Here is a 21,725-nt window from a genome sequence, read left to right on the forward strand (position 1 = left end):
AAGTCCCATGTGTTCTCCCCAACCTTTCTGTTACTTCCATTTTACTGGGTTTAGGAGTTTACACAAACTATTTTACAGACTCCAAAGGGATGGTTCTGGCGAACTGATGACGGGAGCGAAACCAACAGCGGCAGGCGGTCAGATTATGGCGTACATAAATGCCCGGACGGCAGACTCTGCGATTGGGGGCTCTACCTTGTGTCCCTGGAAGAGGTAGCCGGCCGCGCGGATGCTGTATCGTAAAAGAAGGATTTTGGAGAGATTGGTGCAGGGCGGGAAGAGTGCGGAGTGAATAGCGAAAGAGTTAAGGGATGAAGGAATAGTGAGGCCTTCAATTTCGTTCTATAGATGTTACGGTGAACCGTATCATAAGAAGGGGCAAGTTTCTTTAAGATTCCTATGTGGTAAAATATTGAGTATGCTTTAGATTCCCCTGCCAAAGTAATTGATGAGCGAAGAAACCAGAAATCCAATAGGTGATCATATAGCGTGAGGTGATGGTCGTGAAATGGAAAGGGACGTTTACTTATCAAACCGTTCTTATGCAACCTTTGGAGCAGGTTTGGGACTTTTTTCAGTCAGCCGAGAATTTAGTCAGAATTACATCCTTCCCCAAAACGACGGTGAAGGGTTCTTCCAAAGCAGCTGCGGAAAAAACGATCCAGTTGGAACTAAACTTTGGGTTATGGAAAATCTCCTGGGAGTCGTATATATCGGAGTGGAAAGAACAGGAAGGATTTGAAGATATCCTTATCGATCCCATATTTCCGTTCCATTCTTGGAAGCACCGCCATCAGTTTGCTTCAAAGTCCGTTCGTGAAACGATTATGACGGACAGGGTGGAGTTTGAAAGCTCTCTGCCCAGTTGGTTAATAAAAGTTGGTCTGATCTTCATGTTTAAAGATCGTGAAAGAATGATAAAGAAGTATTTTGGAAGAAGGGCGGAATAAGGTAGTAAGATCAAAGAAGGGGCCATCCTGCAAAGGATGGCCTTTAACCTTGCCGTTACAGACAGCGCGGTGAACCGTATCATAAATGACACGAATTTTATATGAATCGTTTCGGGTATCACTAAGTGAGGAGACAAAGGAGCTGCGCGTATGCTCATGGCTCCTTTGGGCCAGGTTATGCGAGAAGATGAGAAGATTTTCTCATTTATAGCTATATGAAGGACTTCTTATATAATAATTACTCAATTATGTATTATTATTTATATATTTAGACAAGTGATCATTCCCTACGAGTGGTAGTAAACGCTGTTACTTTCAATAGAAATCAAAAATCACAGTACTTTACACTTGGGGTGGTTACTAATGAAGAAAGATACTATAAACAGAGCGTATATCCTATATCCTTTTATCTATGTTCTAAATCGATTGAAATACGGTCGGAAGTTTGCCTTAATCAGTATCATGTTTCTCATTCCCCTAATTTTATTATTGTGGATTTGGAACGGGCAAATTCAAGATCAGCTTGATTCAACACGCCAAAAACGATATGGAATTGAATATGAGCAAGTGATTATGCCGTTTCTTCTAGCAGTTCAGCAGCATCGAGGCTTGGCTAATGCCGTGCTGAATGGAGATGCCGAAAGCAGGCTTAAGTTGACTGAAAGTGAAGTCATGGCTCAAAAGGCAATTGAACGGATGGATGCTGTTCATGCCAAGTTAGCAGGAGAATGGGGGCTTGCGGACACTTGGAATAAGCTTAAGACAGATTGGGCGGAGCTGAACCGTTCCACCCTATCCCTATCGGCTTCACAAAGCTTTACGGCTCATTCCGCTTATATAGAGCGGCTTCTCGATTTGATGTCTAACGCTGCGGGTGCTTCACAGCTTTCCTTTGAATCAGACCGTGAAGTCTATTATGTCTTCGATATTACCGTCAATCGGCTACCCAATCTGATTGAATATATCGGTAAAGCCCGTGGAATGGGCAACGGAGCTCTAGCCCGCAGGCAGATTTCAGCGGATGAGAAAATTGCGCTATACGTGGCCGACGATCACATCAACGAAGCGTTTGCAGGGCTTGAGAAGGGTCTTGCTGTTTTATCTCAGTCAAATGATGCTTTATACAAGTCGCTCCAAGAGCTAAGTGAAGAGAATATCGGTCTCTTGAACAGTTTTTCCAAGACCTTGGATAATCAGATCTTGCAAGCTTCTGTACTAAATATGAGGCCTAGTGATTATTTCTCTGAAGGCACAAGGGCGATAGAGGGCAGTGTGGCGCTTTATAACAAGACTGCCTCTGAATTGGCCAATCTTTTGGATCAACGAAACCATCTTCTTCAGAAGACCCGACTTCAGATTGGAATGGTGTTAGTCTCAGTTCTTCTGTTAGCCGGTTTGTTCTTTGCCGCTTTCTATGTTAGCGTGCGCCGAACGGTGAGAATGCTAGCTCAAGTTTCAGGAACCATGGCAGAAGGGAAGCTTACTGAACGGGTGGAGTTGGAAACGAAAGACGAGCTGCGAGAGATCGGAATTGCATTTAATCAAATGGCCGAGCAGCTAAGTATGCTTATACACTCCAATCTTCAATCCTCCGGATATGTGAGCGAGGCTGCGAAAGGAGTAAGTGAATCCGTCACAAAGGCTACGGAAGCTGCTGAGCATATCACGCTATCCGTCGGAAAAATCGCCTTGGGCGAGGAAACTCAGACTCGTACGCTGCAGGAAATCGGCATTGCAGTGAACGAAATGGCAACCGGAATTCAGCGTATTGCAGAATCGACTGAATCGGTCTCCGGGGCAGCCATTCATGCCGCTCATGATGCTCGTTCGGGTAATGAATCCATGAAGCGGGCCGTTCTTCAGATGCATGCAATCAACGAGGCAGTGGACCGTTCTAAACAGGCGGTTGATTTCTTGGGACAGCGTTCAGAAGAGATTAACCAGATTGTTGGGGCCATTACGCAGATAACCAGTCAAACTCAGCTACTGTCGCTTAATGCGAGCGTTGAAGCCGCAAGAGCAGGAGAACATGGAAGAGGATTTACAATAGTTGCAACCGAGGTCGGCAAGCTTGGGGAACAAACCCGGATATCCGCGGAGACCATTGCTCATTTAGTGAACGAGGTGCTAACGGCTGTGCAAAGCATAGTGAAATTGATGCTTGAGGTTAGCAGCGAGACGCATCTGGGCGTATCTCTTATCAACGAGAGCGACCGAATGTTTACATCTATTATAAACGCGGTCGATCAAGTAGCGATGGGACTTGAGGAGATGTCGGCGGCAAGCGAGGAGATCACTGCCGGTACGCAAGAGGTAGCGGCTTCAATGTTTGATGCGATTGACATTGCCAAAGCTGCAACTGAGCAGGCCGTGAAGTCGTCGGAATACACGAAGGAGCAGCAGGCCTGCATCGGAGCAGCTAATGAAGCCTCCAAAAAGCTGGCTCAGCAGGCACAGATCATGAGGGATAAGTTAAGCGAATTTCAAATTTAATACCCCACATACGAAGAGCGGTACGCTGAGTGAGTATCTTGGGACTGGTCGAAACAAGTTTCGGATAGGACAGCTTACAGCCTCGAAAATGGCTGATCTCACATATCAGGGAACAAAGTGATCATCTGGAGTATGGAAATATAGTCTATGGTAAGGACAGTGAATACCAAGATGAAGGAACAGCCTTTCACTACCAAAACGTTCTCTTCTCAAATTGTGTCAGCGGTGACTATAGCACTACTGATTTTTATTGCGGGATATAGATTCAGGTTATTCATTGCACAAATATATCCAAATATCACGGAACTGCAAGAAGCTGTTCTGGATGGACTATTCATTGTCGTTCTTGTTATTCCTGCATTATACCGCTTTGTATATCGACCGATCACTCAGTACATGGATAACATAACTGCTATGTCAGAGCAACTGCGTAAGAGTCAGGAAATATTTGGGCTATACTTGGAAAATGCCTCAGATATGATCACGATACTTGATGAGAAAGGTATCATTCAGTATCAAAACTCGTCTGCTGAGCGGCTGTTTGGATATAAACCGGAGGAGTACACTGGCAGGAGCATCTTCGATCTCATTCATCCAGAGGATCTCCCCATGCTATTGGATTTTTTCCATACACATGCAGATCGAGCTGCTGTATCGTCCACCGTTGAATTTCGTATGCAGCACCTGGATGGGTCCTGGCACGATATCGAATCGATTTGGAGTAATCTTCTACACCGGCAGGATATGAGGTTTATAATTGTAAATTCTCGTGATATCAGCGATAGAAAGGCATCTGAACGACGATTGAAAGAAAATGAACAGCGGTACAGAAGCCTTTTTATCCATAATCATGCCGTCATGCTGCTGATCGATCCGGAATCCGCCGAGATCAAGGATGCCAATGCTGCTGCTATCCGGTTTTATGGATATGATCGAGAGATACTGCTGCAGATGAAAATCACTGAGATCAACATGTTAAGAGCCTATGAAGTGTATGGTGAACTTGCTAAGGCCAGAGGCTCTCACACGGGTAGCCTTCAATTCCGCCACCGTTTGGCAAACGGTCAAATACGGGATGTGGAGGTTTATAGCGGAGCAATTACAGTAAGTGGTAAGGAACTGCTGTTCTCGATTGTTCACGATATCAGTGAAAGATTGGAAATCGAGCGGTTATTAAAAAGCAGCGAGGCACGTTACCGCTTTCTGATGGAGAATGCTCCTGTAGGTATTGTGACCTGTAATAAGAGAGGAAATATCTTGGAAGTGAATCCGGCTCTCTTAAAATTGCTAGGATCCCCTTCGATTGAAGCCACCAAGGCCGTTAATGTACTGACCCTTGCTTCTATGGTGGAATGCGGCATGTCAACTGATATCCAGCGCTGTCTTGAAACGGGCGAAGCAGTTATCTCGGAATATTCCTACACATCCAAGTGGGGAAGAAAGCTTTATATCCGCTGTCAACTTGCCGCTTTGTATGATTCGTTCGGAAACATCGAAGGGGTTCAAGGAGTGTTCGATGACTTATCCCAGCATAAGAGAATTGAAGATGAGCTGCATACCTTGTACCATGCGGTGGAACATAGTCCTGTTGCTGTTGTAATAACCGATACAAAAGGAAGGATTGAATACGTCAACCCCAAGTGTATCCAGCTTACCGGCTATACCGCTGAGGAGCTGTTGGGTCAGAATCCGCGAATCTTACAATCAGGGGAGACGAAGCGGGAAGTCTATCAAGAGCTGTGGAATTTAATAACTTGTGGGAATGTCTGGGAAGGCGAATTTCATAATAAGAAAAAGAGTGGTGTGTTGTATTGGGAGAAGGCCTCCGTTTCGCCCGTCTTCAATGCGGATGGTGCTATTACCCATTTTGTTTCTGTTAAGGAAGATATTACGGAGCGGAAGCATGCAGATGAAAAAATAAATTATTTGGCCTTCCATGATCCGTTAACCGAGCTGCCAAACAGAACATTGTTTCATGATAGGTTTAACATCGCCTTAGTCAATGCAAGTCGGTATCAGCAGAGTTTCGCGTTAATGATTCTGGATCTGGATGGGTTTAAGCAGATCAATGATACGTTTGGGCACGATGTTGGCGATGAGCTGCTGCACGAAGTAGCACGGGTGTTAAGAAAGAATGTGCGTGAAGGAGATACGGTATCCCGGATAGGCGGTGATGAATTCACGATCATCCTTTCCCATATTAACAAAATTCAGGATTTAGAATCAGTTGCCAGAAAAATATTGAGGGAGCTGGGTAAACCTCTGACCGGCATGGCCCTAGTTGTAACCGCTAGTATCGGGATCGCCCTATATGGAGAACATGGTACAGAGCTTGAAGAATTGTTCAAGCATGCGGATGCCGCTATGTATCGAGCTAAAGAGCGGGGCAAAAATAACTTCCAGATTGGTGAATCGAGACAAAGTAGATGATGGAGCCGAGCAGCAGCAGGATGAACGCTATAAATATGAATGGTATAGGTTTATAAAGAGAAATTCTCGGGAGCGCGTATGCCTGTAGCAGTTATGCGATGACATTCGTTTGGAGAGGAGATTGCCTAAATGATAAAGAACTTGCCGATCGCAATCATTGGCGGGGGAATGTCAGGAATTATGGCAGCCCTTACTCTTAAGAAACATGGCTATGAGAACGTATTCATTGTTGAGAAGAGCCGAAGCGTCGGCGGTAGAATGGCAACAAGAAGAATGGATATAGGTAAGGTCGATCATGGAGCACAGTTTTTCACCGCACGAACGGAAAGATTTCAAGCGTTTGTCGACGATTGGATAGCCAAGGGAACGGTGAAGTGCTGGTTCGGTGACAAGCATCCACGCTATATGGCAGTAGACGGGATGAACTCATTTGCAAATAAGGTAGCAGAAGGCATTCCAACTCGATTCCAAACGAAAGTGGAAGAAATCAGGAAGGCCCCTAACGGATATACGCTTGTCACGGACCAAGGAGAATGCATTACTGCTAGCGGAATTATTTTCACAGTACCAGCACCCCAGACGAAGGCAGTGATCGATAGGAATCACTTAGGAATTGACTCAAAAGTTCTGCAAAAGCTTAGTGAGATAAGATTTCAGCCTTGTTTAGTAGGTTTGTTTCTATTTCATAAGAAGACTAATTTACCACGCGACGGTCATCTTGACCGGGATCTTCCGGAAGGGATACAGCGACTAGTTGACCATGAGAAAAAAACAATATCCCCCCTTAAAACGGTGAGCGTCTACATGACGGGTGAGTGGAGTCAAGCATATTATGGCTTCACAGACGAAGAGGTTTTGGACAAGATGAGGTACTTAACAAGCGCGTATTTTGAATATGACTCCCTTATTACAAGTCAATTAAAGAAATGGCGATATGCACAAGCAGTCCACTATCTACGTGAGCCTTATCTGGATATGAACCTTGAGCACCCTCTATTGGTCGCGGGAGATGCCTTTCTATATCCGGGGGATCCAGGGAATCAGGCACGCCTAGAGAGTGCATTTATTTCTGGGATCATGGCTGCTGGGAGAATGATACATTTACTTGATCACTAGGCCACGGACAAGAGAATAAAGTCCTAGGCGGCTGCATATGAGTTACTGTTGGTGATTGACAAGCTTATCTAATCTGTCTTTAAAAAGGCTTCCACGTGACGGCTTTAACCGCATGTAGAAGCCTTTTGTTTGCTTTGACCGAACAGGAGTTTCCGCGGCAAGTTGCTGAGTAAGGCAATGATCAAGTTGTTAATGATGTTTTCAAATTTAGAGTGAATGCCAATAGACGTATTTCCTTAAGGGGGCTAAACTAGGGGAAGTGAAGTGAATAGGTATAATAGGAGCATGCATAACGTGACAATATCAGATCACATTCCATCATGGAAAAAACTTAGTCTTTTCGCCGTTACCTGGCCTATTTTCATCGATTCCGTGCTTCGGATGATGCTCGGTACGGTGGATGTATTTATGTTAAGTCGCATTTCTGACAAGGCGACGGGGGCTGTAGGGCTAGCCAACGAGATTATTTTCTTCTGCATTCTGATGTTCGGCTTTGTTGGAATCGGTACCAGTGTCGCGGTCTCCCAATATATCGGTGCCGGTCGGGAGAAGGAGGCAAGTCGTATCGCGGCGCTCGCGATTTCAATGAACCTGATTTTCGGAATTCTCGTCAGCATTTTACTCGTTTTTTTCGGAAAGCCGCTCCTGGTGCTGATGAACCTGGATCCAGAGCAAATCGGGATCGCAAGCCACTATCTGAAAATTATCGGTGGCTTTATTTGGATAGAAGCGTTGTCATACGCGGTTTCGTCGGTGATCAGATCAAGTGGCCAGACGAAGAGCGTTATGTTCGTGACGCTAGGTGTCAATCTGATCCATGTGACAGGTAATTATTTGCTTATTTTCGGGAACCTGGGCTTTCCGCAATGGGGTGTTACGGGAGCAGCCATATCGACGGTCGTTAGCCGCCTGCTCGGAATTATCGTTCTTTTTGTGATCTTGTACCGTCAAATTCGTGCACCGATTCGAGGGAAGGATTACGTTACCTGGAATGGTTTCTATGTGAAGCAGATTATGAGCGTGGGCTTGCCTGCTGCTGGGGAGCATCTCTCCTGGCAGTCGCAGTACCTCATGATCATAAGCTTTGTTAATATGATTGGCTTCACGGCGTTAAACACCCATGTTTACGTGATGAACGTATCCAACTATTTTATGGCGCTTGCGATGGCGATTGGGGCGGGAACGGAGATCATTGTCGGACAAATGGTGGGAGCAGGAGAAATGAAGGCGGCATACAGGAGACTGCTGAAAAGCGTGAGGATCAGCTTCGTATTGACGTTGGTCATTGTCAGTACGGCAGCGATATTCCGGTATGAAATCATCGGCATGTTCACGAAAGACCCCAATATTATCGCACTCGGAGCTAGCATTTTCTTGCTGTCCATTGTGCTTGAGCCCGGCCGGACCTTCAATATTGTAATTATCAACTCGCTGCGCGCTGCCGGGGATGCGCGTTTTCCTGTCTTGATGGGCGTGATCTCGATGTGGGGAATTTCAGTTCCGCTTGCATATGTGCTGGGCGTTCATCTCGGGATTGGGCTGTTTGGCGTGTGGATTGCATTTACAGTGGATGAATGGATACGCGGGATCATCATGCTACTTCGCTGGAGAAGCCGGGCCTGGGAGAAAAAAGCGCTCGTGAAGCCTGTTTCTGTTCCGGATATTGGCATCGGCTGAGTCCCATTATTTAAAGTCTAGAATTGATAGTATAGTTTAAGAGACCATTCTCAGTAGAGGATGGTCTCTATTCTACGTTGTATAGATCTTCGTCCACCTTAAGTGGGTCCATCAATGCTCTTTGGGGCGCGTGATGCGTTCCATGATCATAGCTACTCTGTGCCGGGAAAGAAAACGACCCATCTGAGCTGCCATGTAATTATTTCGTCCGTCGACGATATAACTTCTACCTTTGTCGATTCCGCGAAATCCAGCTTGAACGACTTTCTCGGGAGTGGACAATGCGCTACCCGCCGCCATGTCCTTGCTGCCGACAGCATCGAAAAATCCTGTATCCGTCGCACCCGGGCACAGGGTAAGAACGCGCACACCGCGTCCACGGGTTTCGGCCCACAACGCTTCGGAGAAAGATAACACGAAAGCCTTGGTTGCACCGTAAACAGCCGAATAGGCGCAAGGTGCAAACGCGGCCATTGAAGCCACGTTGACGACGACTCCGTCCTTGCGTTCCAGCATACCGGGCAGAAAATGATGCGTCAGGTCGACAAGAGCTGCGGTGTTCAGCATAATTTCCTCCTGCTCGCGCTCTGGATCGATCTCCTCAAAGCGGCCATGCGTGCCGAAGCCTGCGTTATTGATTAGAATATCTACTGTTAGGCCGAGCTCTGCAATGGATTCGGCTAGTTGGCGCGGGGCACCTGCTTTGGACAAATCGCAGGGCAGGGCATAGGCCTGCACTCCATGCTTACGTTGAATTTCGCCGGCCAAATCTTTCAGCTTCTTTTCTGAGCGTGCGGCTAGTACGACATGGCAGCCTCGTGCAGCCAGCGCCCCAGCATACACTTCGCCAATTCCGGATGAAGCACCGGTGACCACTGCCACCTTGCCCTGATATGGATATGTATTCATGACTCAGCCCCCTTGTCTTGATATGGTAATGATCATACCAACGATAGAAGGGGCTAACCACTGTGTCTCTATACTATTAACGGAACTAACAGGCTAGACTAGCGGCGGTCCTTCGGCGTCTTGCTTCAGTAGGTTCGCTAGTCGCTCTTCCGTCCCCGAACCTGGTGTAGGAACAAAGAAGCACCATTGCAGTCCCGGATTATAGTCGATGGCAGCGCAATGGACCGTGAACGCCAATTCCTGTCCGTCTGGAAGGAGATAATGAACCGGGGCAGAGCTTTTTTGCCGGATCTCATGCCACTCCCACAAACGTACGAAGTCTTCGCTGTTCCGTCTAAGAATCTCAAATCGTTCCAGGTACATGGGGTTGTTCTTGTTACTGTCGAAGCCTGCCCGGATTAACGCCGTCATGTGACGAGCGAACTCTTCCCAGTTTACAAGTCTCTTGGGGTGCTCGGGATCCAGAAACAACAGCGTCACCATGTTTCGTTCGCTTTCCGGCAATCGGCCGAAGTCCGCTACAACGAGCTCTGCTCCTCGATTCCAGACGATCATATCGGCAAACTCATTGGTAATGAAAGAAGGATAACGCATTTGATCCACAAGGTTTTGCAAAAATCCGGTATCGGGTGTATCTGATCTCTGGGGCATGCTGAAGCTGATTGGATCAGGTGCGGCCAGATCGAATAAGTGCTTCCGCTCGTCAGCATCCAGTTGCAACGCTTGGCTGATGTGGGATAAGATTTCTGGGGAAGGATTCCTCTCTCGGCCCTGCTCCAGCCAGGTATAATAAGTTACGCTGACATTGGCCAGATAGGCGACTTCTTCCCTCCGAAGTCCCGGAGTACGCCGTCGGCCAGGCAAGGGCTTGATTCCCGCATGTTCAGGCTGAAGTCGATGTCTGCGCGATTTGATGAATTCCCCCAAAGCGGATGAAAAATCATGGTTCACCATATAGGCTCTTGCCTCCTCAATTAACTAATACAATGTTGTGGATATGAGCAGAAGTCACTACTTTTGCTGATCGAATCATGTTGCGTTCCATCTTTAGTGTGACATATATAGAGTATACTCGTTGAAGTAAGGTCAATTATAAGGAAAGTTTCTAAACTTCTCAAAATTGTTGTTCAAGAGAGGATTCTTAGCAATTATATAAGGTAATCGAGCAGGTGCCCTTCGATTTCATTCTATTGACGTTACGGTGAACCGTATCACAAATAGGACGGGATTTTTGTTACAATGTAGACTACGGCTAGTAATTAGGGACGGTGATTAACATGGGAAGAAAGCAGGCTTTTACAAAATCGGAGTTGCTTGACCAAACCAAGAGAGTGCTTCTCGAATACGGTTATGAGGGGTTTCAACTTAAATTGTTATCGAAGAGCCTGGTTGGAGCAAGAAGTACGATTTACCAATACTATGCCAACAAGGAAGAGATTGTTGCTGCATGTATGAAACGATCAATGGAAAATGTATTACAGAAGGCGTCGGTTATTGATGAAACGGATTGCATGAATGCCCTTCAACATCTGCTAGATGTATATCTGGAGGAAGCTAGTTTTCATCAATTGCTTGGATATGCTCATAAAATAAATAAAGCCAATTCAGAGGCTGCGGCTATTGATCTTGAATTTGTTGAGCAAGCGCATGTGACTTTAAAAAATCAACTAGAGCAATTGTTTGTTCGTGCCCGGGAAGAGGGACACTTGAATACTAGCATCCCGCTCCCTGCCATCATAGGGGTATTTTTTAACCTGATTGATACTCCCAATATGATGAATATCCCTACACCTCAGTGGAGTAAGCTATTGTACCAAATGTGGCTAGGAGGGGCAGGAAGACGATAAGCAATTTCAATATATTTGACACGTGTGTCACATAAAACTTATAATAAATATATTCGTTGGCCGAGAGGCAATAAATTTGACACATGTGTCATTTATTTTTTTGTTAAAGAGAGGAGCAGCATATGTTTTTGGCATTGAAGGAATTGAGACACAGCAAGACAAGGTTTTTAATGATTGCTATCATTTTTGTGCTTATTTCTTGGTTAGTGTTTATATTGTCAGGCTTGGGGAATGGATTATCTACGCTTGCGGCTTCGACGTTTAAGACGATGAAGGCTGATTATGTGGTTTTTGAACAAGGATCGAAGGCTTCAATGAGTAAGTCTTTATTGTCTAATGAATTGTTAGATAAATTAATAGAGATGCCGAATGTAAGTGCCGCTTCACCTATGGGAACCATAATGGCATCGGCAATCAAAGGGAATAGCAAGTTGAATGAGGATAAAGTAGATATAGCGATTATTGGAATTGAACCGGGAAGTTTTCTTGAGCCGGCGATTATGGAAGGTACAGGGCTGACATCCGACCAAATGACGAAGGTTATCGTCAACGAGACGCTGAAAGACGAAGGATTTAAGCTAGGGGACATCTTCCAATTAGACGGTTCAATGGAATCATTGATGATTGTCGGCTTTGTCAAGAATCAGACGTACAACCACGTAGCAGCTGTATTTACACCTATTGAAGAGTGGCGTAAGCTTGCGTTTGCGGCACCAGGCTCGGACAAGGGAGTTACGGAACCCGTCAATGCGATAATGCTTCAAGGTGAAAATATTGATCCGAATACCATAAATAAACAGCTTTCGGGTACCGATACGGTTACTCGTGCGACAGCGGTACAGGGTATGCCTGGATACAAAGAAGAGAATGGAACCATCATGATGATGCTTGCGTTCCTGCTTGCGATCTCTGCTTTCATCATTGGCGTGTTCTTCTATGTATTCACGATGCAGAAATCCAACCAATTCGGGATTATGAAAGCGATCGGGGCCAAGAATGGATTCTTAGGTAAAGCCGTCGTTTCACAAGTGTTCGTCTTGTCAACCTCAAGCATTATCGTTGGCATCCTATTGACATACGGGACAGCGGCAATTATGCCCGAAGGCATGCCTTTCATGCTGGATATGAAGCTGGTGTTCATATATTCCTTTGTTTTGCTGGTGATCTCTTTGCTTAGTTCGTTGGTATCCGTTTGCACGATTTCGAAAATTGATCCGCTTAAGGCACTTGGGAGGGTAGAGTAATGACTGAAGGCTTACAAATAACAGCAGCATCCAAATATTACAACGAAGGATTGAATCGTATTGCAGCCTTGGACCGAGTGTCCATAAAAGTGGAGCCAGGTGAGTTTGTCGCAGTGGTAGGTCCATCAGGTTCAGGCAAAAGCACCTTCTTATCCATTGCGGGTGCACTGCTTCAAGTGTCCGAAGGAGAGGTTATACTAAGTGGGAAGGACATGTCGAAGCTGTCAGACAAACAACTATCCGATATCCGATTGCATGAGATTGGTTTCATCATGCAGGCCTCGAATTTAGTTCCATACTTAAACGTTCTTGATCAGTTGCTTGTCGTGAAGCGGATGTCGGGAAAGGTTCGTGCGGCAGACAAAGCTATGGCTATACAGTTGCTTGAAGAGCTTGGTCTAGGCGCTAAGCTGAAGAGCTACCCGGAGGAGCTGTCGGGGGGCGAGAAGCAGCGTACCGCCATTGCCCGCGCGTTAATTAATGATCCCAATATCATATTAGCGGATGAACCTACAGCAAGCCTGGATACCAAGCGGGCCCATGAAGTCGTCTCCTTGATTGCCCAAGAGGTGAGAACACGCCACAAAGCGGCAATTATGGTCACACACGATGAGCGGCTGCTTACCTACTGCGACAAGGTATACCGAATGGAGGATGGCAAATTATCTCTAGCGGAACTGGAGTCTATCCATTAAGGTGTTATTGAAATCCTCATTCCAAAAAATAGGGAGATGGTAAGGATGATCGTTGTCACGAACAGAATAAAAGTGAAAAAAGGGATGGGCGCGGTAATGGCACCGAGGTTTACAGCATCAGGCCCTCTAGACACTTCGGAGGGTTTTGTAAAAGTTGAAGTATTGTTGACACAGAACTTAACTGAATACGATGAGTTAAATGTAAACATGTATTGGGAGAATACGGATTCCTTTACAGCTTGGAGAAATAGCGATGCCTTTAAATCGGCACACAAACGTCCAGAACCAGGTTCAGAGGCAGCAAATAAAGAATCTCCAATTCTCGGAAGTGAGATCATAACTTATGAAGTGGCATCAGTAAAAAACCGATAGACTCCCATTCGTTAGAGAGGTAATACTTAAATCGTAGTACTGTGTACACCGGTACCCATAGACTAGACACCTTGAAACAAGGTGTGTGGGCTGTGGGTACTTTTGCGTTAGACTATGAAACCATGATCTCCTTGGGGGAGAAAATCGGAATGGTTATCTTTGTTATTGTTGAGAACGATTTATTATGGTAAAACTACGTAGGGTTGACTTTATGCTGGAGTTCAACGATACATCATGTAAAGGGAGAATTACTATGGCAACAAAGATAAAGACAAAGACAAAATTAAATCTAATGTCCCTGGTCTTAATGATTTTTACTTCTGTTTATGGATTCAATAACATTCCAAGATCGTTCTATAAGATGGGTTATGCAGCGATTCCTTGGTACATCCTTGCTGCAATAACGTTCTTTGTTCCATTTGCATTAATGGTAGCTGAATTTGGTTCCGCCTTCAAAGAGGAGAAGGGAGGAATCCATTCATGGATGGAGAAATCGATTGGTCCAAGATTTGCTTTCGTAGGAACGTTCATGTGGTATTTTTCCTATATCACTTGGATGGTTAATGTCGCATCCGGGATGTGGGTTCCTGTATCAAATGCTATATTCGGAGAAGATACGACCCAAAACTGGACGATATTCAACCTTCATGGACCACAGGCTCTAGGTGTCTTGGGAATGATATGGATTCTTGTAGTAACGTACACCTCAACTAAGGGACTGGATAAGATCAGGAAGGTAACTTCTATAGGTGGTACTGCAGTCTTGGTGTTGAATGTATTTCTATGGGTTGGTGCAATAGCAGTCCTTATAGGCAACCATGGACATTTGGCGCAGCCGATTGAAGGATTACGTTCATTTACCCAAACACCAAATCCTAAGTATGCGGGAGATATGGTTGCCGCATTAGCTTTTGTCGTATATGCTCTATTCGCTTATGGCGGACTTGAAGCCGTAGGCGGGTTGGTGGATGAAACAGAAAATCCGGAAAAAACTTTTCCAAAAGGAATTCTTATCACAGCAGCTATCATTTCTGTAGGATATTCATTAGGTATACTGCTCGTTGGCGTATTCACAAACTGGTCAGCTGTAATGGGTATCAAAAATGTGAATCTGGGTAACGCAAGTTATATCGTTATGGCTAACTTAGGTCAATCCCTGGGTTCAGCTTTTGGAGCAAGTCAAGAGACAGCCTCAGCTTTGGGTGCTGGTGTCGCAAGATTCGTCGGAATCTCGATGTTCCTGGCATTGTCCGGTGCGTTCTTTACCTTGATGTTTTCGCCTCTAAAGCAATTAATTGAGGGTACACCGGCAAAAATATGGCCTGGAAAAATCGGTGAAACTAAGAATGGGATGCCTGTTAACGCCATGTGGATTCAAGCAGCCGTTGTTTGTGTGATGATCGCGCTGATTGCTTTTGGCGGAAGCACCATGGCCGCATTCTTTAACATACTGGTTTCGATGACGAATGTTGCTATGACGCTCCCCTATGTATTTATAGCCCTTGCATTCCCCTATTTCAGAAAAAGAAAGGAAATCCACAAGCCGTTTATCATTATTAAATCGCAAAGAAGCGTTAATTTTTGGGCGTGGGTAGTGGTACTAACCATCGGACTTGCGAATTTCTTTAGTATTATACAGCCAGCTTTAGAAGGGGATCTGCAAACAACCATTTGGAGTGTGGCCGGACCTATTATTTTCTCGGTTGTTGCATGGATAATGTATAGCAATTATGAAAAAAAGCGTGCTAGAGAAATGCCGGTAGAAAAAAAGATTAGCTAGTATTTCTTGACGATGTGGGATGGAGAAAAGCCGCGGCTACTCCATCCTTTTCTTATTCTTTATTTAGATTGGAGATATCATATGAATCAATTCAATAGGATTGAAACGGATAGATTATTGATCAGAACGCTGGAAATGAAGGATCGTGAAGCCTTTTTCAATTATCGTTCTATGCCTGAGGTTTATAAGTATCAGTCATGGAGACCGGTCAATATCAACGAGGTCGAGACGTTTATCTCGGCGAATATGGCGATTGTGCCAAACAGAGGTAATTCATGGCTGCAATTAGCGTTATGCCTGAAGGATGGGAAGCTTATCGGTGATGTCGGCATTCACTTTATGGGGGATGATTTCCAGGCTGAAATAGGCTATACTCTTTCTCCTGAATTCCAAGGTAAAGGATATGCTTCCGAAGCGGTTAGGGCAGCGATTGATTATTTGTTCTCTGGGCTCTGTAAGCACAGAATTACAGCGTCCGTCGATCCTGGGAATTTGAAGTCGATCAGGCTTCTTGAAAATATGGGATTCAGAAAAGAAGCCCATTTTATCAAAAGTTACCGGTTGAATGATCAATGGTATGACGATTGTGTTTATGCCATTTTAGAGGATGAGTGGAAGTGAGTCGGCAGATGAAGTAATCGAGACCGTGACAATGAAAGGGCCATCCTGCAAAGGATGGCTCTAATTATTTCGGCGTCGAATAGAATCACAAAACTTAAGTCAAGTGTATCACCGTTGATTATATTCTCGGTAGACAAGGGTATTACGCCATTCGATATCGTACTGATCATGGCTGATTAACTACAGAATAATGATTTACCTTGAAGGGACCTTGACCAGTCCTTGGTGGGTCTTTGGTATGGTCGAAACAAGGAGCGGACTGGGACTATGCAACGATTATTGCGGATATGCGGCCTGGAATGTTGTCATGGCGGAGATGGCCGGGTAATAGAGATGATTAGAACTTTCGAATGGGCTCGTTTATCGATTGGGAGCCTATGAAACGGAGGGACAGATCATGGCGGCACAGAAAGTATCAGGCATTAGCCCGGTGCAAGCCATTGCAGCTTACGGCGGCACACAAAGCGATGTCAGTTCTCTGGAGAAGCAACGAAACCTGCTGCTGATGCAGCTGGACAAGGCGAATGCGGCGCAGGGTAGCGAGATGCAGACTCCTTATCGCCGGGAGCAGTTGCAGCGGCAAATCCGGTTACTGGAGGCCCAACTGGTGCAGAAAAGCGGGAGTAGCACCCCGGTCAATTTCGTACCGGCTTCTCCGCTTCAAGACCATCTTCCGCTCTGGCGGACTGAGGGAAAGGGAGGCCTTAAAGGCATCGGTCTAACCGATCCCCGGACGGCGACGGTGAACTCGGAGGGCCGTTTCAATGCGTTGATTTAGACCGGAAAGCGAAGGCAAATATCTGCCGTTTCAGCCAGTGTGCGGAGAACCGTATCATATGTAACGGCGAACCACATAGACCACTTAATTTGCCGTCTTATTGACAAAATCAATCTCATTTCTGATCCCTTTATGGGCGTCATTCCAGAGGCCCTTTGTCAGGCGAATGCGCAGCAGGCATGTGTTAGGGTCTTCGTCGTTATTGGCTTCGTTATACCACCCGGCGAATATGGTGCGCAGCTTTGTCATCATCTCCGCATTTTTCTCGTCACATACCCAGCCCAGGTTCTCACCAATACCATCGGCTGTAAAGTTTTCGACGATGATACAAACGGACACTTCGGGGTTCTGGGCGATCTGCTGCATCTTGCCTGAGGTCGCGTAAGTGACGGTGTAGAATGCGCCGTCCTCATAATAGGCATCCACAATGCGCGCGGCGGGACGGCTTTTGCCATTGGCCCCCGGTTCCAGCGCGATGGTGGACAGAGTGATCAGGCCGTCTTTGTTACCCACTTGTTCTTCCAGCAGCTTCATGGCTTCGTCGTATTTGCTCATTATATTACCTCCTAAAGTGTCATAAGGCATACATAATTAAGCTTATCATTGTAAGATCTTGGTGCATGTGAAGAATAATACGATAAAATATTAATTCGCTATCTTAATCCTCTGCTCGACTTAGGTATGCTTCAACGGATGGAGTCTTAAAATAGTATACTTAGCAATAGTATAAGATACTCGATCGAGCGGGTGTCCTTCGATTTTGTACGATAGATGTTACGCCGAACCGTATCACAAATAGGGGCAAGTTTTTTGGATTGTTATGAATGGTTTGCTATTCCATTACAGGCGCTAGCCCCGCTGCCACAACGACTAAAACATCTCGTGCGATTATTTCGATCGTACGATCTTGAGGATCGCGGCTCCACTGCAAGGCTGAACCAAATATGCCCCAGCTTATGATGTGTGCCGTAGCCTCCACAAGTTGTATTGAAGAGGAGCTTGATGCTTCGCTCAACCATTTGAACAGTAATTGATAAAGTTCCCTTTGCATGGCGCTTTCGAACAGGCGTTCATACTGGCTGTCCGCGGTTGTCATGTGCTGCCGGATACGAGAGATGAAATCGAAGACGGCTAGGATAAGAGTCCGCAGGTTGCCCATATCCGTGATGGAGGAATCGGGCAATGCTTCGTTCAATTTCTTCTGGAATTTCTCTCTCATCCAGCTCTCCAAAAATGCATATCTATCTTCGAAATGCGCATAAAATGTGGCACGATTGACGGTCGCTTTAGCGGCTATGTCCTGCACAGAAATGGAATGAAGATTCTTTCTCTCGACGAGCAGTTCTGTAAAGGACTGCATCAGTAATTGACGCGTGCGTCTTACGCGGGGATCGTCAATATTTACTGGCATGTACAATCTCCTCCTATGAGATGGCTGGAAAGGCAACAAAGGCCTGAAGATGTTGGGAAAGCAACGATCGAGGTTCTTTGTTGATTGTCCAGGTTGCGTAATCCACCTATGATGATTCATGTGTAGTATACATGATACAAGGAGGGTTAACATGATCATTATTACCGGAGCGAATGGACAATTGGGTCGGGCGGTGGTAGAGCAATTGCTGAGAGCTGTCCCTGCGGAGCGAATTGGAGCGAGTGTCCGTGATCCGGAAAAGGCACAGGAACTCAAGGAGATGGGGGTTCGCGTCCGCCGGGGCGATTTCAGCGATGCGGACAGTCTTCTCCACGCTTTTGAAGGGGCATCGAAGGTTTTCATTGTTTCAACTGACAATGTAGGCGAGTTAGCTGTCCGGCAGCGCGGGACGGCCATAGCCATGGCCAAGCAGGCTGGCGCTGATAGAATTGTCTATACCAGCCATATGGGATCGTCCCTGACGTCACATTTCCCACCGATGATCGCGCATGCTGCTACCGAGAACGTACTCCAAGCTTCTGGCATGGCGTATACTTCGCTTCGAAATGGCTTTTATGCCAATTCTGCGATCATGATGTTGGGTAATGCACTCCAAACCGGGGTACTGGCAGCACCAATAGATGGGCCTGTTGCCTGGACATCTCACCCCGATCTGGCCCAAGCGGCTGCGGTACTCCTTAGTAACCAAAGTCTTGAGGGCATAACCCTTAATCTTACTGCCGCAGAGGCCATCGATTTGGAGAAGATTGCCGAAATTTGCTCTGAGTTAACGGGGCGCTCGATACGCCGGATTGTCGTGCCGGATGATGAATATCGGGCAGATCTGGTCGCTCGTGGTGTTCCTGAGGTGAGGGCAGACATGCTCCTAGGCCTCTTCCGCGCGAGCCGTGCTGGAGAATTCTCAAATGCGGATCCAATAATGCTTGATCAGTTGATCGGCCATCCGCCGCTAACCTTTCGAGACTACCTGAAAGCGTGGATTGCCCGGCAACCGCAACAATGAATAAGCACTAACCGTGCCGCGAAAATTCTGGTCCGCTCTCATAAGAGTGGATTATATGAATTCGAGAAGGGTATAGACTTGAATATATGTGTAAGAGGACCGATTAAATATCGGTCCTCTTTTATTTGACAGTTACTCGCGGGAATTATACTTCGACTTTTCCAATCGATTATGTTCACGCATGGCTCTCATCTGCCTTGCATGTCTTACATCACGGCGGCGTTCTCTCGCTTTGAGTTGGCTCAGCATAAGGAGCAATCCCAAAGTGCCCAGCACATAAGAAACGATATGACTCACGTCATTCCACATGATTGCAGCAGTCAGAAGGAATACCGCTCCAATGATGGTTGCAATAATCCGCTCTGTATTCTTATTTTGCGTATCAATTAATTTCTTCTCAAAGGAACTCGCTAGCTTGACCCGTAAATTTCCGCCATCCATCTTATCTACTGCAGAAATGAACTTCTTTGTTGTAGGAAGGACTTCTTTGAGGAGATTCTTCCCTTCATCTACAACGGTGGAAAAGACACTTCCGCGTAGATCATCAAGCACAACCTCTTGGATGTAAGGCTTAGCGGTCCCAATCAAATCAAGCTCAGGGTCCAGGCCTAGACAAAGTCCATAAATCGTGCCCATTGCTTTTCCCAGAAATGTGGTATTTGCAGGTAATTGAAAGGGCTGGGAATAGAGGAAATCACGCAAATCTTCAGCATTGTCACCTGACGTCACGAAACTGAGGTCAAACGTATCACCGTTGATTTGTTCAAATAATAACGTAAGATTCCTTGAGAACACCTCTAAATCTGTATTCCGCCTTAAAAATCTCAAACGGGTAAGGGCATTGATGGCGCCGTGAGCATCTTTTAAATACACGGCCATTAGAAGTGCTACCATCTGCGTCTTCATATCATCGGCAATGCGTCCGACCATTCCAAAATCGATTAAGGCTATAGTGCCGTCACGCTGCACGAGAACATTGCCCGGGTGCGGGTCTGCGTGAAAGAAACCTTCTACCAGAATCTGTTCTACGTAAATTTCCATCAAGGATTTCGCTAATTTAGTCCGATCCACACCCCAAGCATCAAGCTGGGCAAAATCGTTGATTTTGACACCTTCCAAAAACTCCATGGTTAGAACTTTTGAAGTGGTATAGGGCCAATGAATGCCTGGAACCACGATATCATCCCGATGGATGAGCTGCATCTGAAATTCTTCTGCATTTCGTCCCTCTTTTTGATAATCGAGCTCATCCATAACGGTGTCGTGAAACTCCTCATACACAGCATCAAGATCCATGAAGTCGCTAATCTTGGTCCAGCGTTGTAATAAACGAATAGCAATTTGTATGGATTTCCAATCGATCGCAATAATATCCTCGACCCCGGGACGCATAACCTTCACTGCGACTTCTTCACCTGTTCGTAATGTCGCCCGATGTACCTGTCCTAAGGAAGCCGCTGCGATAGGAGTTGTACTAAACTCAGCAAAAATCTCGCTTATGGATTCGCCGAGTTCACTCTCTACCTTGTGCTGTATCTCAGAAAAATCTACGGAATTTACGGAATCCTGCAGCTTGGACAATTCATCAATAATTTCCTTCGGCAAAATATCCACTTGCGCACTAACATGCTGCCCAAGCTTGATAATTAATCCACCCATATCCATAGCAGTCTTCGTAAAATATGTTGCCTGCTTTTGATATAATGCTTTGGTCTTCGCTTCAAAGCGCCGTCCCGAAACAAAATGCTTTTGCCTGCCCAGCCACCAGAAATCCCAAGCGAACTTAAAAATCATCTGCATGGTTCTTCTGAAGCGGAGATCTTTCATCAATTTAAAGAATTCGCTCATTCTTTTTCATCGACCTCTGGTCCTTTTGCATCGATCTCAGGTTCATGATCCTCATCTTCATCTTCTGGAATAGTAGTGTTTTTATCAAAGATCGCTTGGGCCATACTTTCGAACTTTTTCGAAGCGCTCATGAAGAAATCCGCAACTTTGTTGAACATTTCTGCTTTTACTAGAATGACGGCGCCTTTGCGCTTATTCCCGAACACGATGAATTTCTCACCTGGCTTGAGTTCAAGTTCTTCCCTTGCTTCTCTAGGAATAACAATTTGGCCTCTCTCACCCATTGATGTTGTTCCTAACACTTTGCCATGTCCAAATCCGTGACTATTTTCTTTTTTATGATGCATCCTCAATCTCTCCTTTGATAATCAAATCTACATATTAGTATGATATTTCATACCAATCATATTTTCAATAATTGTGGAGCAGGAAAGATTTTTTAGGTGAACTTGAGTATGTCAGGTATTTATTCGAGCATGGCGGTAGTGTCTCGAATGTAGTTAGTTCCCGAAAGGGGAATCTGCTGGAAG

At 45.7% G+C, this 21,725-nt stretch carries 19 protein-coding genes; 13 read left to right on the top strand and 6 right to left on the bottom strand.

Features of this window, described 5'->3' with window-relative positions:
• Window positions 1–503 precede the first annotated feature (503 nt).
• The 5 genes from ACAN55_RS23275 to ACAN55_RS23295 all read left to right on the top strand — a co-directional run bounded on the left by ACAN55_RS23275 (window position 504) and on the right by ACAN55_RS23295 (window position 8,666).
• Entirely contained in the window at window positions 504–950 is a 447-nt protein-coding gene (locus ACAN55_RS23275; protein WP_379138688.1) for an SRPBCC family protein, read from the top strand.
• A gap of 573 nt (window positions 951–1,523) precedes the next feature.
• A complete protein-coding gene (locus ACAN55_RS23280) occupies window positions 1,524–3,443 on the top strand; it encodes a methyl-accepting chemotaxis protein (protein ID WP_379138691.1) in 1,920 nt (639 codons plus the stop codon).
• A 147-nt stretch (window positions 3,444–3,590) separates the two neighbouring features.
• Window positions 3,591–5,873 (top strand): PAS domain S-box protein, encoded by a 2,283-nt coding sequence (locus ACAN55_RS23285; protein WP_379138694.1) that lies wholly within the window; start codon window positions 3,591–3,593, stop codon window positions 5,871–5,873.
• 129 nt (window positions 5,874–6,002) lie between these two features.
• Window positions 6,003–6,989, top strand: coding sequence for an NAD(P)/FAD-dependent oxidoreductase (locus ACAN55_RS23290; RefSeq protein ID WP_379138697.1), 987 nt, complete (start codon window positions 6,003–6,005; stop codon window positions 6,987–6,989).
• 294 nt (window positions 6,990–7,283) lie between these two features.
• Window positions 7,284–8,666 (top strand): MATE family efflux transporter, encoded by a 1,383-nt coding sequence (locus tag ACAN55_RS23295; protein ID WP_379138700.1) that lies wholly within the window; start codon window positions 7,284–7,286, stop codon window positions 8,664–8,666.
• Between the two features lie 111 nt (window positions 8,667–8,777).
• Here ACAN55_RS23295 and ACAN55_RS23300 read toward each other — a convergent pair whose 3' ends face one another.
• Together ACAN55_RS23300 and ACAN55_RS23305 are read right to left on the bottom strand one after the other, a co-directional pair.
• Window positions 8,778–9,575, bottom strand: a complete 798-nt coding sequence (locus ACAN55_RS23300; protein ID WP_379138702.1) for an SDR family NAD(P)-dependent oxidoreductase — start codon at window positions 9,573–9,575, stop codon at window positions 8,778–8,780.
• 93 nt (window positions 9,576–9,668) lie between these two features.
• On the bottom strand, window positions 9,669–10,529 hold the full coding sequence (locus ACAN55_RS23305) for a helix-turn-helix domain-containing protein (protein WP_379138705.1): 861 nt from the start codon (window positions 10,527–10,529) through the stop codon (window positions 9,669–9,671).
• Window positions 10,530–10,852: 323 nt separating this feature from the next.
• Here ACAN55_RS23305 and ACAN55_RS23310 point away from each other — a divergent pair, with 323 nt between their 5' ends.
• The 7 genes from ACAN55_RS23310 to ACAN55_RS23340 all read left to right on the top strand — a co-directional run bounded on the left by ACAN55_RS23310 (window position 10,853) and on the right by ACAN55_RS23340 (window position 16,912).
• The gene (locus ACAN55_RS23310) at window positions 10,853–11,422 is read left to right on the top strand and encodes a TetR/AcrR family transcriptional regulator (protein WP_379138708.1); all 570 of its coding nucleotides are present in this window, start codon (window positions 10,853–10,855) and stop codon (window positions 11,420–11,422) included.
• Window positions 11,423–11,544: 122 nt separating this feature from the next.
• Window positions 11,545–12,666 carry an ABC transporter permease gene (locus ACAN55_RS23315; protein WP_379138711.1) on the top strand — a complete coding sequence of 374 codons (1,122 nt, stop codon included), beginning with the start codon at window positions 11,545–11,547 and terminating at the stop codon, window positions 12,664–12,666.
• A complete protein-coding gene (locus ACAN55_RS23320; RefSeq protein WP_379138714.1) occupies window positions 12,666–13,361 on the top strand; it encodes an ABC transporter ATP-binding protein in 696 nt (231 codons plus the stop codon). The genes ACAN55_RS23315 and ACAN55_RS23320 overlap by 1 nt, the downstream gene beginning before the upstream one ends.
• Window positions 13,362–13,406: 45 nt before the next feature.
• Entirely contained in the window at window positions 13,407–13,733 is a 327-nt protein-coding gene (locus tag ACAN55_RS23325; RefSeq protein WP_379138717.1) for a heme oxygenase, read from the top strand.
• Window positions 13,734–13,986: 253 nt separating this feature from the next.
• A complete protein-coding gene (gene yjeM, locus ACAN55_RS23330; protein ID WP_379138721.1) occupies window positions 13,987–15,513 on the top strand; it encodes a glutamate/gamma-aminobutyrate family transporter YjeM in 1,527 nt (508 codons plus the stop codon).
• Window positions 15,514–15,594: 81 nt separating this feature from the next.
• Window positions 15,595–16,134, top strand: a complete 540-nt coding sequence (locus ACAN55_RS23335; RefSeq protein WP_379138724.1) for a GNAT family N-acetyltransferase — start codon at window positions 15,595–15,597, stop codon at window positions 16,132–16,134.
• Window positions 16,135–16,531: 397 nt separating this feature from the next.
• Entirely contained in the window at window positions 16,532–16,912 is a 381-nt protein-coding gene (locus tag ACAN55_RS23340; RefSeq protein WP_379138727.1) for a hypothetical protein, read from the top strand.
• A gap of 84 nt (window positions 16,913–16,996) precedes the next feature.
• Here the strand turns inward: ACAN55_RS23340 and ACAN55_RS23345 are convergent, their stop codons facing one another.
• Complete coding sequence (locus ACAN55_RS23345; protein ID WP_379138730.1) at window positions 16,997–17,467, bottom strand: pyridoxamine 5'-phosphate oxidase family protein; 471 nt, start codon at window positions 17,465–17,467, stop codon at window positions 16,997–16,999.
• A 277-nt stretch (window positions 17,468–17,744) separates the two neighbouring features.
• Window positions 17,745–18,323, bottom strand: a complete 579-nt coding sequence (locus tag ACAN55_RS23350) for a TetR/AcrR family transcriptional regulator (RefSeq protein ID WP_379138733.1) — start codon at window positions 18,321–18,323, stop codon at window positions 17,745–17,747.
• Between the two features lie 151 nt (window positions 18,324–18,474).
• On the opposite strand from ACAN55_RS23350, the gene ACAN55_RS23355 reads away from it, so the two are divergent.
• Window positions 18,475–19,347, top strand: coding sequence for an SDR family oxidoreductase (locus ACAN55_RS23355; protein WP_379138735.1), 873 nt, complete (start codon window positions 18,475–18,477; stop codon window positions 19,345–19,347).
• A gap of 132 nt (window positions 19,348–19,479) precedes the next feature.
• Here the strand turns inward: ACAN55_RS23355 and ACAN55_RS23360 are convergent, their stop codons facing one another.
• Window positions 19,480–21,147 carry an ABC1 kinase family protein gene (locus tag ACAN55_RS23360; RefSeq protein ID WP_379138738.1) on the bottom strand — a complete coding sequence of 556 codons (1,668 nt, stop codon included), beginning with the start codon at window positions 21,145–21,147 and terminating at the stop codon, window positions 19,480–19,482.
• Between the two features lie 44 nt (window positions 21,148–21,191).
• Window positions 21,192–21,542 carry an AbrB/MazE/SpoVT family DNA-binding domain-containing protein gene (locus ACAN55_RS23365; RefSeq protein WP_379138741.1) on the bottom strand — a complete coding sequence of 117 codons (351 nt, stop codon included), beginning with the start codon at window positions 21,540–21,542 and terminating at the stop codon, window positions 21,192–21,194.
• Window positions 21,543–21,725 lie beyond the last annotated feature (183 nt).

Source organism: Paenibacillus oryziterrae (assembly GCF_042610485.1).
Lineage (GTDB): Bacteria > Bacillota > Bacilli > Paenibacillales > Paenibacillaceae > Paenibacillus_AQ.

Bases quoted from the DNA above. Each gene is read 5' to 3' on its own strand.
- yjeM (WP_379138721.1), top strand. From the start codon at position 13,987: ATGGCAACAAAGATAAAGACAAAGACAAAATTAAATCTAATGTCCCTG.
- ACAN55_RS23335 (WP_379138724.1), top strand. From the start codon at position 15,595: ATGAATCAATTCAATAGGATTGAAACGGATAGATTATTGATCAGAACG.
- ACAN55_RS23290 (WP_379138697.1), top strand. From the start codon at position 6,003: ATGATAAAGAACTTGCCGATCGCAATCATTGGCGGGGGAATGTCAGGA.
- ACAN55_RS23305 (WP_379138705.1), bottom strand. From the start codon at position 10,529: ATGGTGAACCATGATTTTTCATCCGCTTTGGGGGAATTCATCAAATCG.
- ACAN55_RS23360 (WP_379138738.1), bottom strand. From the start codon at position 21,147: ATGCAGATGATTTTTAAGTTCGCTTGGGATTTCTGGTGGCTGGGCAGG.
- ACAN55_RS23325 (WP_379138717.1), top strand. From the start codon at position 13,407: ATGATCGTTGTCACGAACAGAATAAAAGTGAAAAAAGGGATGGGCGCG.
- ACAN55_RS23285 (WP_379138694.1), top strand. From the start codon at position 3,591: ATGGTAAGGACAGTGAATACCAAGATGAAGGAACAGCCTTTCACTACC.
- ACAN55_RS23315 (WP_379138711.1), top strand. From the start codon at position 11,545: ATGTTTTTGGCATTGAAGGAATTGAGACACAGCAAGACAAGGTTTTTA.
- ACAN55_RS23310 (WP_379138708.1), top strand. From the start codon at position 10,853: ATGGGAAGAAAGCAGGCTTTTACAAAATCGGAGTTGCTTGACCAAACC.
- ACAN55_RS23340 (WP_379138727.1), top strand. From the start codon at position 16,532: ATGGCGGCACAGAAAGTATCAGGCATTAGCCCGGTGCAAGCCATTGCA.
- ACAN55_RS23300 (WP_379138702.1), bottom strand. From the start codon at position 9,575: ATGAATACATATCCATATCAGGGCAAGGTGGCAGTGGTCACCGGTGCT.
- ACAN55_RS23345 (WP_379138730.1), bottom strand. From the start codon at position 17,467: ATGAGCAAATACGACGAAGCCATGAAGCTGCTGGAAGAACAAGTGGGT.
- ACAN55_RS23320 (WP_379138714.1), top strand. From the start codon at position 12,666: ATGACTGAAGGCTTACAAATAACAGCAGCATCCAAATATTACAACGAA.
- ACAN55_RS23350 (WP_379138733.1), bottom strand. From the start codon at position 18,323: ATGCCAGTAAATATTGACGATCCCCGCGTAAGACGCACGCGTCAATTA.
- ACAN55_RS23280 (WP_379138691.1), top strand. From the start codon at position 1,524: ATGCCGTTTCTTCTAGCAGTTCAGCAGCATCGAGGCTTGGCTAATGCC.
- ACAN55_RS23365 (WP_379138741.1), bottom strand. From the start codon at position 21,542: ATGCATCATAAAAAAGAAAATAGTCACGGATTTGGACATGGCAAAGTG.
- ACAN55_RS23355 (WP_379138735.1), top strand. From the start codon at position 18,475: ATGATCATTATTACCGGAGCGAATGGACAATTGGGTCGGGCGGTGGTA.